At 67.3% G+C, this 13,329-nt stretch carries 13 protein-coding genes; 8 read left to right on the top strand and 5 right to left on the bottom strand.

Annotated features, from left to right (window positions below; all coding sequences use genetic code 11):
* Window positions 1-20: 20 nt before the first annotated feature.
* Entirely contained in the window at window positions 21-1,109 is a 1,089-nt protein-coding gene (locus FFI87_RS22515; RefSeq protein ID WP_138848965.1) for a calcium:proton antiporter, read from the top strand.
* 178 nt (window positions 1,110-1,287) lie between these two features.
* On the opposite strand, the gene FFI87_RS22510 is transcribed toward FFI87_RS22515, so the two are convergent.
* The gene (locus FFI87_RS22510) at window positions 1,288-2,196 is read right to left on the bottom strand and encodes a LysR substrate-binding domain-containing protein (protein WP_138848966.1); all 909 of its coding nucleotides are present in this window, start codon (window positions 2,194-2,196) and stop codon (window positions 1,288-1,290) included.
* Window positions 2,197-2,413: 217 nt separating this feature from the next.
* Window positions 2,414-3,382: a LysR family transcriptional regulator gene (locus FFI87_RS22505; protein ID WP_012366191.1), complete on the bottom strand. Its 969-nt coding sequence runs from the start codon at window positions 3,380-3,382 to the stop codon at window positions 2,414-2,416.
* 364 nt (window positions 3,383-3,746) lie between these two features.
* On the opposite strand from FFI87_RS22505, the gene FFI87_RS22495 reads away from it, so the two are divergent.
* The 4 genes from FFI87_RS22495 to FFI87_RS22480 all read left to right on the top strand — a co-directional run bounded on the left by FFI87_RS22495 (window position 3,747) and on the right by FFI87_RS22480 (window position 8,085).
* On the top strand, window positions 3,747-4,922 hold the full coding sequence (locus FFI87_RS22495) for an HPP family protein (RefSeq protein WP_138848968.1): 1,176 nt from the start codon (window positions 3,747-3,749) through the stop codon (window positions 4,920-4,922).
* A gap of 117 nt (window positions 4,923-5,039) precedes the next feature.
* Window positions 5,040-5,453, top strand: a complete 414-nt coding sequence (locus FFI87_RS22490) for a MarR family winged helix-turn-helix transcriptional regulator (RefSeq protein WP_006754165.1) — start codon at window positions 5,040-5,042, stop codon at window positions 5,451-5,453.
* A 30-nt stretch (window positions 5,454-5,483) separates the two neighbouring features.
* Window positions 5,484-7,271 (top strand): chloride channel protein, encoded by a 1,788-nt coding sequence (locus FFI87_RS22485; protein ID WP_012366193.1) that lies wholly within the window; start codon window positions 5,484-5,486, stop codon window positions 7,269-7,271.
* Window positions 7,272-7,758: 487 nt separating this feature from the next.
* The gene (locus FFI87_RS22480; protein WP_012366194.1) at window positions 7,759-8,085 is read left to right on the top strand and encodes a hypothetical protein; all 327 of its coding nucleotides are present in this window, start codon (window positions 7,759-7,761) and stop codon (window positions 8,083-8,085) included.
* A gap of 85 nt (window positions 8,086-8,170) precedes the next feature.
* Here FFI87_RS22480 and FFI87_RS22475 read toward each other — a convergent pair whose 3' ends face one another.
* Complete coding sequence (locus FFI87_RS22475; protein ID WP_006478890.1) at window positions 8,171-8,491, bottom strand: pyrimidine/purine nucleoside phosphorylase; 321 nt, start codon at window positions 8,489-8,491, stop codon at window positions 8,171-8,173.
* A 177-nt stretch (window positions 8,492-8,668) separates the two neighbouring features.
* On the bottom strand, window positions 8,669-9,571 hold the full coding sequence (locus tag FFI87_RS22470; RefSeq protein WP_011658971.1) for a LysR substrate-binding domain-containing protein: 903 nt from the start codon (window positions 9,569-9,571) through the stop codon (window positions 8,669-8,671).
* 182 nt (window positions 9,572-9,753) lie between these two features.
* Here FFI87_RS22470 and FFI87_RS22465 point away from each other — a divergent pair, with 182 nt between their 5' ends.
* The 3 genes from FFI87_RS22465 to FFI87_RS22455 all read left to right on the top strand — a co-directional run bounded on the left by FFI87_RS22465 (window position 9,754) and on the right by FFI87_RS22455 (window position 13,080).
* Window positions 9,754-10,947 carry a M20 aminoacylase family protein gene (locus FFI87_RS22465; protein ID WP_138848969.1) on the top strand — a complete coding sequence of 398 codons (1,194 nt, stop codon included), beginning with the start codon at window positions 9,754-9,756 and terminating at the stop codon, window positions 10,945-10,947.
* A gap of 43 nt (window positions 10,948-10,990) precedes the next feature.
* Entirely contained in the window at window positions 10,991-12,316 is a 1,326-nt protein-coding gene (locus FFI87_RS22460) for an MFS transporter (RefSeq protein ID WP_138848970.1), read from the top strand.
* Window positions 12,317-12,537: 221 nt separating this feature from the next.
* Window positions 12,538-13,080 (top strand): cysteine hydrolase family protein, encoded by a 543-nt coding sequence (locus FFI87_RS22455; RefSeq protein ID WP_138848971.1) that lies wholly within the window; start codon window positions 12,538-12,540, stop codon window positions 13,078-13,080.
* A gap of 42 nt (window positions 13,081-13,122) precedes the next feature.
* Here FFI87_RS22455 and FFI87_RS22450 read toward each other — a convergent pair whose 3' ends face one another.
* Complete coding sequence (locus FFI87_RS22450) at window positions 13,123-13,305, bottom strand: hypothetical protein (protein ID WP_261378643.1); 183 nt, start codon at window positions 13,303-13,305, stop codon at window positions 13,123-13,125.
* Window positions 13,306-13,329 lie beyond the last annotated feature (24 nt).

The following is a 13,329-nucleotide window of genomic DNA, read 5'->3' as shown; positions in this document are numbered from 1 at the left end:
CTCGCATAGGAAAACCGTCCATGCCGATCTCGTCCAACCAGCTCCCGCGCTGGACCCTCTGGGCCCCGCTTGCCGCGTGGCTGGTACTCGCGCTGTCGCGCGTCGTGCCGGCCGAAGGCCTCGTCATCGCAGTGTTGGCCGCCGCGCTCGCCGGCGCCGTGTTCGCCGCCGTCCACCACGCCGAAGTCGTCGCGCACCGCGTCGGCGAGCCGTTCGGCACGCTGGTGCTCGCGGTCGCCGTGACCGTCATCGAAGTCGCACTGATCGTGTCGGTGATGCTCGGCGCCGGTCCCGAGAAATCGGGCCTCGCGCGCGACACCGTGTTCGCCGCGGTGATGATCATCTGCAACGGCATCGTCGGCCTCTGCCTGCTGGTCGGTGCGTGGAAGCACGGCGAACAGGACTTCCAGGGGCGCGGGGCGAGCAAGGCGCTCGCGGTGCTCGCGTCGCTGTCGGTGCTGTCGCTCGTGATGCCGAACTACCTGAACGCCGCGCCCGGTCCGTTCTTTTCGAAATCGCAGCTGGCGTTCGCCGGCGTGTCGTCGCTCGTGCTGTACGGCGCATTCGTATTCGTGCAGACCGTGCGTCATCGCGACTACTTCCTCACCGCGCACGACAGTGCGAACGAATCGGTGCATGCCGCGCCGCCGACCGGCCGCACCGCGGTGATCAGTCTCGTGCTGCTGTTCGCGAGCCTCGTCGCGGTCGTGCTGCTCGCGAAGCTGCTGTCGCCGGCCGTCGAGCATGCGGTGATGAAGCTCGGCGCGCCCGACGCGGCGGTCGGCATCGTGATCGCCGCGCTCGTGCTGCTGCCCGAAGGGCTCGCGGCCGTCACCGCCGCGCGCGCGAACCGCCTGCAGACCAGCATGAATCTCGCGCTCGGTTCGGCGCTCGCGAGCATCGGACTCACGATCCCGACCGTCGCGGCCGTGTTCATCTGGGTCGGCCAGCCGCTCACGCTCGGCATCGGCGCGATGGAAACCGTGCTGCTGGCGCTCACGCTGCTCGTCAGCACGCTGACGCTCAGCCAGGGGCGCACGACGGTGCTGCACGGTGTCGTGCACCTGTCGCTGTTCGCCGCCTATCTGTTCCTGTCGATCACTCACTGATGTCCGACAGCGCGCGGCACGACGGATCGTTTCCACCGTGCCGCGCGTCGCTTCATTTTCTCTGCTTCATCTTCCCCGCTTCACACCGCAGTTGGCGGACCGGAATCGCGAGATGCCGGCTGGCCAGGATCAGATTCGGGTTCGCCAGTTCGTTGCGGCGTCAGACTACGGCCTTTGGCTATATGCCGCCACCATCCGCCCCTTCCGTCAGAAACCGCTCGACCATCGCGTTGAACACCGGCAGCGCCGGATTGTCGTTGTCCGCGCGCCAGGCGAGATACAGCTCGGCCGCCACGTCGACGCCCGCGAGCGGCCGGAACACCACGCCGTCGACATGCAGCTCGCGCGCCGACGCCGGCACCAGCGCGGCGCCCAGCCCCGCGCGCACCAGGCCGAGGATCGTATGCGTCTGCCCGACGTAATGCAGGTAGTTCGGCAAGCGGCCGGCGCCGGCGAACATCCCCGAGATCATGTCGTGGAAGTACTTCCCCTCGTTCGGCGAATACGCGATGAACGGCTGGCGGTCGAGCTCGTCCGGCCCGATCCGTTCGTACGCGGCGAGCGCTGAGCCCTGCGCGACCGCGACGAGCATCGGCTCACGCTGCACGAGCCGGTATTCGAGCGGATGGCGCGCGGCGCGCTGGCGCACGAAGCCCGCATCGAGCATGCGCGACGCCAGCGCGTCGATCTGCACGGTCGACACCATTTCGCGCAATTCGACATCGACGTCCGGCAGCGCGTGCGCCGCATGCGCGAGCAGCACCGGAATCATCCGGTACGCGCTGACCGCCGTGAAGCCGAGCGTGATGCGGCCGGCCCCGCCGTGCGCGACGCGCTGCGCGGCCTGTTCGGCCCGCGCGGAAAACTCGAGGATGTGGCGCGCATCGCGCAGAAAGCGCTCGCCGGCCGCGGTCAGCCTGACTTGCCGGCTGCTGCGCTCGAGCAGCGCGATGCCGAGCGCGTGCTCGAGCAACTGGATCTGCCGGCTGAGCGGCGGCTGCGTCATGAACAGCCGCTTGGCCGCGCGCCCGAAATGCAGTTCCTCGGCGACGGCGACGAAGCAGCGAAGCTGGTTCAGTTCAATCATTCAAATCTTGAATCAATCGGTCGTCTTTTGATGTTAGCCCGATATGGATACGATTCCCATACTCGGTTGCCCCGGCTCGAACGCCGTCGTGATCGCGCTGATGACGATCGCTTCTTCGGCAAGGGGCTCGCCGGCCGCTTCGAGCGGATTCGCATCACGCCCGGCCGCGTGACGCGCGGCGCCGCGACGCCCGGCGAACGAACCGACGTCCGGGGCGTCACGCGCGCTGGCGCTTGCCCGGCGTGTGCTCGACCGTGAGCCGGTCGAGTTCGCGCAGGTCGTTCTCCAGCGCGGGCGTGAGCGTCGTGCGCAGATGGTCGAGGAAGGTGCGGATCTTCGCGTCCAGATAGCGGCGCGTCGCATAGACGGCGTACACGCTGACCGTCTGCAGCCGGTACTCGGGCAGCACGCGGATCAGCCGCCCTTCGCGAAGGTCGTCGAGCACCGTGTACAGCGCGACGCACGCGATGCCGCGCCCCGCCCGCACCGCGACGCACAGCGCATCCGGCACGTTGACCTGGAACGGCGCCGGCTGCAGTTCGTAGACGGTCTCCTCGTCGTCGCCGCGCTCGAGCCGCCACTCGCTGGCCGGCGACGCGGGCGTATCGAGGCGCAGGCACACATGGTTCGGCAGGTCGTCCGGCGTCTTCGGCGTGCCGTGCCGCGCGAGGTAGTCGCGCGATGCGACCAGCACGCTGCAGCTCGTGCCGCAGGTCTGCGCGACGTAGCCGGAATCGGGCAACTGCGACGCGGTCACGATCGACACGTCGTAGCCCTCCTCGACGAGGTTCGGCATCCGCTGCGCGAGCGTCAGCTCGACCGACACGTCCGGGTTGTCTTCCTGATAGCGCACGATCGACGACACGACATGACTCTGCCCGAGCCCCGTCATCGCATGAATGCGCATCTTGCCGCTCGGCCGCAGCAGCGCGTTGCGCGCTTCGGCGTTCGCGTAGTCGATTTCGGCGAGGATCGATTTCGCCCGCTCGAAATAGCGCTCGCCGCTTTCGGTGAGACCGAGATGGCGCGTCGTGCGATGCAGCAGGCGTGTCTGCACGTGGGCTTCGAGATTCGAAACCGCGCGCGACACCTGCGCGGTGGTCGCGTCGATTTCTTTCGCGACCGCGGTGAAACTGCCGGCTTCGACAACGCGCACGAACAGGCGCATGTTTTCGAGCATGTCCATTGAATTGGCTTGGGGAGGGTCGGTGGGGAAACGTCGGCGACGCTCGCGTCAGACGGGAATCGACGCGTGCGCGCCAACGCGGCGCAAGCGATCGCCATGCCGGGGAATGGGCGGGAGAGCGGGTATCGCGTGCGTGGCTGTGGCATATCGGGGAATTCGGTGGCCGGAATTGTACGCCGCCGCACGCAAAATTGCGCAATCGCGCAGCCGCCACGCTTTCATCCGATGAAAGGTTCTTGCAAGCCCTGCGCGTCGTGCGCAGGCAACGTGTTGATGCGGCGCGACAATTTGTATCACAACACGATATAATTCCGCTTTTCTTGCGCCGGATCATCCGCGCCGTCCTTTTTACCGCTTACTGTCCATGTCGTCAGGCTCCTCCCCGTCGCGCCGCACGTTCCGCCAATGGCTGCACAGCTTCATTCCCCATCCGATGACGCTCGGCTGGCGCGAGCGCATGCGCTCGTGCGCGGGCGCGCTCGTCGGCATCGCGACGGTCGGCGTCACGATGCGGCTGCTGCCCGGCGTGCCAGGCCTCGTGCCGTTGCTCGTCGCGCCGATGGGCGCGTCGGCCGTGCTGCTGTTCGCGGTGCCCGCGAGCCCGCTCGCGCAGCCGTGGTCGATCATCGGCGGCAATCTGGTGGCGGCGACCGTCGGCGTCGCGTGCGCGCAATGGATCGCCGATCCGATCACGGCCGCCGCGGTCGCGGTTGCCCTCGCGATCGGCGGCATGTTCGCGCTGCGCTGCGTGCATCCGCCGTCGGGCGCGGTCGCGCTGACGGCCGTGCTCGGCGGCCCGGCTATCCACGCGCTCGGCTTCGGCTTCGTGGTCGAGCCGATCGCGTTGCAATCGGGCATCCTGCTGTCGGCCGCGCTCGTGTATCACGCGCTGACGGGCCATCGCTATCCGCACGGCGGCGTGCGTCCCGACGCGAAACCGCAAGCGGGCAGCGCCGCGACTGCGCGCGGCGGCTTCACGCGCGCCGATCTCGACGCGGTGCTCAAGCACCGCAGCGAATGGCTCGACGTCGATCCGGACGACCTAGAAATGCTGCTGCGCGAAACCGAGATGCAGGCGTATACGCGCACGTTCGGCCAGCTCACGTGCGCCGACCTGATGACGAAGAACGCAATCAAAGTCGCGCCGTCCACGTCGGTGGCGGCCGCGCTCACGCTGCTCGAGCGCCATCGCGTGAAGGCGCTGCCCGTCGTCGACGGCGACGCCCGCCTGATCGGCATCGTCACGCGCGCCGACCTCACGCGCCTGGCGCGCCGCCCGACGCCGCTGTGGCAACGGCTGTCCGCGCGGTTGCCGCAGTCGTTCGGCGGCCAGCCGCCGAGCGTCGCCACCGTGATGACCCGCGACGTCGCGTCCGTGCCGCAGACCATGCCGCTTACCGCGCTGGTGCCGCTGTTTACGCACTCGGGCCACCACCACATCCCGGTCGTCGACGCATCGCGCCGGCTCGTCGGGATCATTACGCAGACCGATCTCGTCACCGGCCTGTACCGGCAGACGCAGATGCTGGAAGCCGCGTAACCCGAGCGAACGACGCCGACGCACGGCACAATGCTGGTCATTCCGCCAAAAATCGGCCATTTATATCATGTTGTGATATATTAACCGCTACCCAAACCGCCTGTCCGACCGACTGCAATGACCGATAACCGACGCTCTCTGACCAAAAGCGATTTCCAGCAACTGTCCGAATTCCGCTATCAGATGCGCCGCTTCGAGCGCTTCTCCGAACGCGCCGCGCAAAGTGAAGGCGTGACGCCGCTGCAATACCTGCTGCTGCTGCACATCAAAGGCTACCCGCACCGTGAATGGGCAACCATCGGGGAAATCGCCGAACGCCTGCAGGCGCAGCATCACGGCGTCGTCGCGCTGGTGACGCGCTGCGAAGCGCTCGGGCTCGTGAAGCGCAAGACGAGCGAAGCAGACCGCCGGCAGGTCGAGGTGCACCTCGAAGAGGCCGGCGAAACGCTGCTCGCCCGCCTCGCGGCCATGCATCGCGCCGAGCTGAAATCGCTCAAGGGCGCGTTCCAGGTTCCGCAGATCGATTACTGACCCAGGCTTTACCGACCTTTCCTCACGCCGATGAACGCACCACACAAACGCGATTTCTCGACCAACGAACGCCTGCCCAGGATTGCGTTGCTTGCCGCCGGGATCGGCTTGCTCAGCACGCTGGCGGCGTTCGTGCTGTTGAGCCTGATTCACCTGTTCACGAACCTGTTTTTCTTCCAGCAGTTTTCGTTCACCGAACGTTCGCCCGCGAACCATACGCTCGGTGCATGGGTGATCGTCGTGCCGGTCATCGGCGGGCTGATCGTCGGGCTGATGGCGCGCTTCGGTTCGGAGAAGATCCGCGGCCATGGCATTCCCGAGGCGATCGAGGCGATCCTGTTCGGCAAGAGCCGCATGTCGCCGAAGGTCGCGATCCTCAAGCCGCTGTCGTCGGGCGTCGTGATCGGCAGCGGCGGCCCGTTCGGCGCCGAAGGCCCGATCATCATGACGGGCGGCGCGCTCGGCTCGCTGATCGCGCAATGCGTGCACGTGACTGCCGCCGAGCGCAAGACGCTGCTCGTCGCGGGCGCGGCCGCCGGCATGACCGCCGTGTTCGGCACGCCGGTCGCCGCCGTGCTGCTCGCGGTCGAACTGCTGCTGTTCGAATGGCGTCCGCGCAGTTTCCTGCCGGTCGCGCTCGCCTGTGCGGTCGCCGGTTTCGCACGCGCGGTGTTCTTCGGCGTCGAACCGCTGTTTCCGTTGACCACCGCATCGCCCACGCCCGTCGCGCTGCTGTCGTGCATCGTCGCGGGCCTGCTGTCGGGCATGCTCGCGTGCGGCCTGTCGGCCGCGCTGTACCGCGTCGAGGACACCTTCGCGAAGCTGCCGGTGCACTGGATGTGGTGGCCCGCGCTCGGCGCGGTCGTGATCGGCATCGGCGGCTGGCTCGAGCCGCGCGCGCTCGGCGTCGGCTATGACGTGATCGGCGACCTGCTGCATCAGCACATCGCGCTGAAGATCGCGCTGGCGCTGTTGATCGTGAAAGCCGTGATGTGGGTGATCGCGCTCGGCTCCGGCACGTCCGGCGGTGTGCTCGCCCCGCTGTTGATGCTCGGCGCGGGCTTGGGCACCGTGTTGTCGCCGGTGCTGCCCGGCGGTGACCCGGCGCTGTGGCCGCTCGTCTGCATGGCCGCGACGCTCGGCGCCACGCTCGGCGCACCGCTCACCGCGATCGTGTTCGCGTTCGGCCTCACGCACGACGCAAACGCGCTGCTGCCGCTGCTCGCGGCGACGCTCGTCGCGCACGGCTTCGCGACCATCGTGATGAAGCGCTCGATCATGACGGAAAAGATCGCGCGCCGCGGTTATCACATCTACCGCGAATACGGCGTCGATCCGCTCGAACGTCATGACGTGGCTGAAGTGATGACGTCCGCCGACGCGCTCGTCGCGATCGACGGCGCCACGCCGCTCGACGCCGTCGAGTCGCAATACTTCGGCGCGAAGCAAACGCACCGGGCGTACCCGGTCGTGCAGAACGGCCGCCTGCTCGGACTCGTCGATCGCGCGACGCTGGACGCGCACCGCGCGCAAGCCGGGCCCGACGCATCGATCGCGAGCGCGTTCGCCGGTCGCGCACCGGCCGTCGCGCAGGCACACGAGACCTGCCGCGTCGTCGCATCGCGACTCGCGATGCTCGGCCTCGAACGCCTGCCGGTCGTCGACGATCCGCAATCGCTGCGCGTCACCGGCATCGTGTCGCGCAGCGATCTGATCAAACCCGCGCTCCAGCACTTCGACGACGAACAGAAACGCGAGCGCTTCCGCCCTATCGTGCCCGTCAACCTGCGCGATATCGGCGCCCGCAAGGCCGGCTGATCTTTGCAGCGATGCGCGGCACGCCGGCCGCGCACCGCACTTTTCGCCGTCTCCCGAGGGCCGAAACGGCGCGTCCGACGTTTGAACTTCGTTGACAATTCACCGGACGAAAGTTTGTCATCATGGTGCTCATGCGACGGGGCCACCATTCAGCCATTCCACTTCGCCATCCAATACAGAAGCGTCGCGGCGCGACATGCAGACACATGCAGCACGCCGCGGCCGTCAATCCGCCACACCACAGGGCAGCGAGCCGACCTCACGAAGCATGACATCGTTGCCGCGTCCCCGCCTTCATGCGGGCCGCACGCGACGCATGCCGCGGCGCAGCAGAACACACAGCATCCGGATCGCCGTTTGGCAAGCGCGTTAACAACTTGTTGCGGAATCGCCGGAACCGCATGGGTCCGATGCAATCTCACAGAGACGCAGTTCTGCTGCGCATCCCACTCAATCAATCACGACTCGAGGGAGATAAAACGTGAACATGAAATACTTACCGCTCATCGCATTGACCGTGGCAATTTCTGCTCATGCAGCCGATCCGGCCATGCAGAATGTGGGACAAAGTCAGAAATCCGCTCAGGACGTCTCGGCATGCATCGCCAAGACCTGGGCCGACAAGTCGCAACAGCAGGTCGTCTCGCAGAACGTGCTCGCCAACGGTCTCGCGACCGATGTTTACGTACCGGGCCAGCAACCGCCAAACGGCGCGGCCGCGATGGTTCGCCCGTCGGGGCAGCCGGGCGCGAAGACGTGGGTTGGCATGCGTGGCGACGCCGCTTCCGCCGGCGACATCAACGCCTGCCTGTAAGGCCCGCACCGGACGGCATTGCGCCGTCCGCATGCGACGAGCCCCGCTTAGGCGGGGCTTTTGTTTTGGCGCGTGGACCGCGCGCTTACAGGTAGCTGCAGACGTAGTCGAGCGTCTCGAGCACTTCGATGTCGAAGCGGCTCTTGCCCGGCACCGAGAACGATTCGCCGGCGCCATAGGTTTGCCATTCGCTGCTGCCGTCGAGCTTCACGCGACACTTGCCGGCCTGCACTTCCATCAATTCGGGCGCGTCCGTGCCGAAGTTGAGCGCGCACGGCAGGATCACGCCGAGCGTCTTGCGCGTGCCGTCCGGGAAGAGCACGGTATGCGACACGCACTTGCCGTCGAAGTAGACGTTCGCGCGCTTGACGACCGATACGTTGTCGAATTGGGTTGCACTGGTCATGTGATGCCTCTGATTGCTGGATGCCGGATGGCGTGTTGTCGGAAGCCGGCCGTGGCGGCAGGCCGGCCGCTATGATACCGGCTCGCGGCGAGCGAGCCGCGAGCGGGCCCTGCCGGGAATGCCCGGCAGATAGTCAGGATCACTACTTGATGCGACGCATGCCATCGCCTGCACCGGTCATCCGAGCCCTTTGCGTCGCGCGGAATCGCGCAGGCAGTCGAGCAGCATCGCCGCGGCCGGCGTGAGCGGACTGTCGCGGCGCGTGACGACCTGCACGGATACACCCGGCAGCCGCTCGCGGATCGGCAGCACCGCGAGCTGGTCGCGCGCCCACTCGCCGTGCAGCAGTTGCTCGGGCATCGACGCGATCAGGTCGCAGCGCGTCATCAGGCTGTGCGCGAGCCCGAAGCTCGGGCATTCGACGACCCGCTGCGGCACCGGCAGCCCGTACGCGACGAACGAATTGAACAGCACCTGGGTCGAGCTTTCGGGCGACGGATTCATCAGCCAGTCGGCGTCGACGAGATCGGCGAGCGACGTGGCCGACGCGAGCGGATGCCCCTTGCGCGCAACGATCAGCGATCGGCTCGCATAGAGTTCCGCGTGATCGAACTCGGCCGCGAGCAGTTCGGGCACGACGACGGCGACCGCGAAATCGAGCGAGCCGTCGTGCAGCCGCGGCAGCGCGACGCCCGGAAACCCTTCGATCAGGTTGACGCGCGCGACCGGAAAGCGCCGCCGGAACGCGCGAAACGCATCGGGCAGGATCGTCACCGCCGCCGCCGGCGTGATCGCCGCCGCGACGGAGCCCGTCATCGCGCCTTGCGCCTGCTCGATGTCGTCGCGGGCGCGCTGCATTTCCGCGACGATCAACCGCGCGCGCACCTGCAACTGTTGGCCGAACGCGGTCAGCTGCACGCCCCGCGCGGTGCGCACCACGAGCGATACGCCGAGCGCGATCTCGAGCTCCTTGACCGCCTTCGTCAGCGCCGCCGGCGACACGTTCAGGCGCCGCGCGGCCGCGCGGATGCTCCCTTCTTCCGCGACGGTGACGAACGCTTTCAGCTGATGGTATTTCATGGGGGGCAATGCGTGATCCGTGGAAACCCTGTGCGCCGCGACGCTTGCCGGCCGAGGGTATTCCCGAGCGGCAACCAGTGGTGTGCACCAAAGCAATTTAGCAGCTTCTGGTGCGCAAAAGAAGTTTATATGCTTGCTCGTCATATGCGCGCCAAACGCCCACCGGCCCCACTGGAGACACCATGCTGCAAGCCGTGAACCCCGTCATCCCCGTCATCCCCGGCATCGCCGCGATCGCCCCCGATCTGATCGAAGTACGCCGCCGCATCCACGCACACCCGGAACTCGCGTTCGAGGAAACGCTGACGAGCGACCTCGTCGCCGAGCTGCTCACCGGCTGGGGCTACGAAGTGCATCGCGGCATCGGCAAGACCGGCGTCGTCGGCGTGCTGCGCGAAGGCCAAGGCACGCGCACCGTCGGGCTGCGCGCCGACATGGATGCGTTGCCGATCGCCGAAGCCACCGGCCTGCCGTACACGAGCCGCCATGCGAACAAGATGCACGCGTGCGGCCACGACGGCCACACCGCGATGCTGCTGTGCGCGGCGCGTCACCTGGCAGCCACGCGCCAGTTCTCCGGCACCCTGAACCTGATCTTCCAGCCGGCCGAGGAAAATTTCGGCGGCGCGAAATCGATGATGGACGACGGCCTGTTCGAGCGCTTCCCGTGCGACGCAATCTTCGCGATCCACAACATGCCGGGCCGCGCCGCCGGCGACATGGCGTTCCGCACCGGCGCCGCGATGGCATCGGCCGACCGCGTGACGATCACGCTGCGCGGCGTCGGCGGTCACGGCGCGATGCCGCATTTCGCGCGCGACCCGATGTCGGCCGCGGGCAGCATCATGGTCGCGCTGCAGACCATCGTCGCGCGCGAGGTCGATGCGCAGCATGCGGCCGTGATCACGGTCGGCAGCGTGCAGGCCGGCGAGACCTTCAACATCATTCCGGAAACCGTCATGATGAAGCTGTCGGTGCGGGCGCTGGACGCCGACGTGCGCGCGCTCCTCGCGCGCCGCATCGAAGCGCTCGTGAAGGGCCAGGCGGAAAGCTTCGGCGTCGCAGCCGAAGTGGATTACGACTACGGCTATCCGGTGCTCGTCAACCATCCGGAACCGACCGCGTTCGCCGCCGACATCGCGCGCCAGATGCTCGGCACCGAGCGCGTCGAAACCGACGCCGCGCCGCTGATGGGCAGCGAGGACTTCGCGTTCATGCTCGAGGCACGCCCCGGCTGCTATGCGTTCATCGGCAACGGGATCGGCAGCAAGGGTGGCTGCATGGTGCACAACCCCGGCTACGACTTCAACGACGACATTCTCGCGATCGGCGCGAGTTACTGGGTTCGCGTCGCCGAAGCCTGGCTCGCGGCCTGACGGCCCTTCATCACGCAGTCCCGCGCCTTAGCAGGGGAACCCCATGGAAACGTCCGCCCTTTCGTTCGCCGGCACGCCGGTCGATGCCCGCGCCGCCGCGAAGAAGCGCCGCCTGATCGCGGCCGCCGCGGTCGGCAACGCGCTCGAGTTCTACGACTTCACGGTCTACAGCTTCTTCGCGATCCTGATCGGCAAGCTGTTCTTTCCGGTGCACTCGTCGTTCGGGCAGTTGATGCTCGCGGTCGCGAGCTTCGGCGTCGGCTTCGTCACGCGTCCGCTCGGCGGGCTCGTGATCGGCATGTACGCCGACCGCGCCGGCCGCAAGAAGGCGATGATCCTCACGCTGCTGCTGATGGCGCTCGGCACCGCGACGATCGCGGTCGCGCCGACCTTCGCGCAGATCGGCCTCGCCGCGCCGCTGCTGCTCGTGCTCGCGCGGCTGCTGCAAGGGTTCGCGTCCGGCGGCGAAGTCGGCGCGTCGACCACGCTGCTGCTCGAACAGGCGCCGCAGCACCGCCGCGGCTTCTACGCGTCGTTCCAGTTCTCGAGCCAGGGGCTCGCCGCGCTCGCGGGCGCGCTGACCGGCGTCGCGCTGACGTCGACGCTCAATGCCGCGCAGCTCGAAAGCTGGGGCTGGCGCGTGCCGTTCATCATCGGCACGCTGTTCGTGCCGCTCGGCTACTGGCTGCGCCGCACCGTCGAGGAAGTGCCGCCTGCCGCGCCCGCTGCCGCCGCCACGCACGACGAGCCGGTCGCGTCGCTGCCGCTCGCCGCCGTGCTGCGCCATCACGGCAAGGCCGTGTTCGCGGGCCTCGGCGTGACGATCGGCGGCACGTCGATCCACTACATCATCGTGTTCTACATGGCCATCTACGGCGTGCAGGTGCTGCACCTGCCGACCTGGCTGTCGATGACGGCCGGCTGCGTCGCCGGCGCAATCCTGATGCTCGTGACGCCGATCGGCGGCCACCTGTCCGATGTCTACGGACGCAACCGGATCGTCTGGTGGACGCGCATCGCGTTGATGGCTGCCGTCTATCCGGCGTTCATCGCGCTGAACCGCTGGCCGGGCGCCGCGTCGCTGTTGTCGATCATTGCAGCGCTGTCGATCGTGCACGCGATCAACATCGGCGCGACGGGCGCGATGCTCGGCGAGTTGTTCCCGCGGGCCGTGCGTGCGACCGGCGGTGCGCTGGTGTATAGCGTGGGGGTCGCGATCTTCGGCGGCTTCGCGCAGTTCTTCGTCACGTGGCTGATCGCCGCGACCGGGAATCCGAATGCGCCCGCGTGGTATGCGATCGGCTGCGGCGCGTTCACGCTGCTTGCGATTCGGTGCATGGATGAGAAGGCGGGGAAGGCGCTTGATTGATTGGTGGTGCGTCATTGACGTCGCGCCCGCGCATCAGGCATGATCGTTCAATGCATAACGCCACGATCACCCTTTCGACGACCACGCGCACGACCGCCTTCGGCGGGCCCGTGCGGCGAGTGCGCGCAAGATCGTAGCGTCACCGAATCCCACAGGCCTCGCCGGTTCCGGACGGGGTCTAGTCGTTTCTCCGTCTGCATCGGCCATTCAGGAGAAACACAATGTCCGCAGTCCCTTCCCCCAAACGCGCACTGCTCGTCATCGATATGCAGGTCGGGCTGTTCCATGGCCCCGATCATCCGCATGACGGTGAACGCGTGCTGACCAACATCAACCGGCTGATTCGTCGCGCGCACGAAGCCGGTGCGCCCGTGTTCGCCGTGCGCCACACCGGCCCGGCCGGCTCGCCGATCGCGCCCGGTGCGCCGCTGGCCGCGCTGCTGCCGGAACTCGCGATCGATACGGCACGCGACATCGTGTTCGACAAGACCCGGCCGAGTTGCTTCGCGGGCACGCGGCTCGCCGAGTGGCTGCACGCGGCTGGTATCGGGGAGATCGTGATTGCCGGGATGAAGACGCAGTACTGCGTCGATACCGCGTGCCGCGCGGCCCCCGATCTCGGGTTTCGCGCGGTGCTCGTCGCCGATGCGCACACCTGCATGGACACGCCCGCGCTGCCGGCCGAGCGGATCATCGCGCATCACAATGCGACGCTTGGCGGGCCGTTCGCGGTGCTGACGACGACTGAGGCGTGTGGGTTCTGATGCAACGCGCGAGACGGACCGTAAAACGTGAGGGCACTCGCCTCAGCAAAGCCCGTTCGCGCGCATCGCCTCGATACACGACGATGCGTCGCGAACTGAAACAACCTTCCGCGAGAGCGCCATGTCCTCGGACAGAAATTTGCTGAGACTCTGGTCGAAGTGATATGAAAACTTGATCAGGTCGATGGTGTTCCGGAAGGTTTCCTTGGGCAGCTTGCCCGTCATCGTTGAATGAAGGAAGCGCTTGAT

Origin of the sequence: Burkholderia sp. KBS0801 (genome assembly GCF_005937855.2) — a bacterium.
GTDB lineage: Bacteria > Pseudomonadota > Gammaproteobacteria > Burkholderiales > Burkholderiaceae > Burkholderia > Burkholderia ambifaria.
Note: the sequence above shows the minus strand (reverse complement) of the source record. Positions and strands in the feature narration are given on the sequence as shown.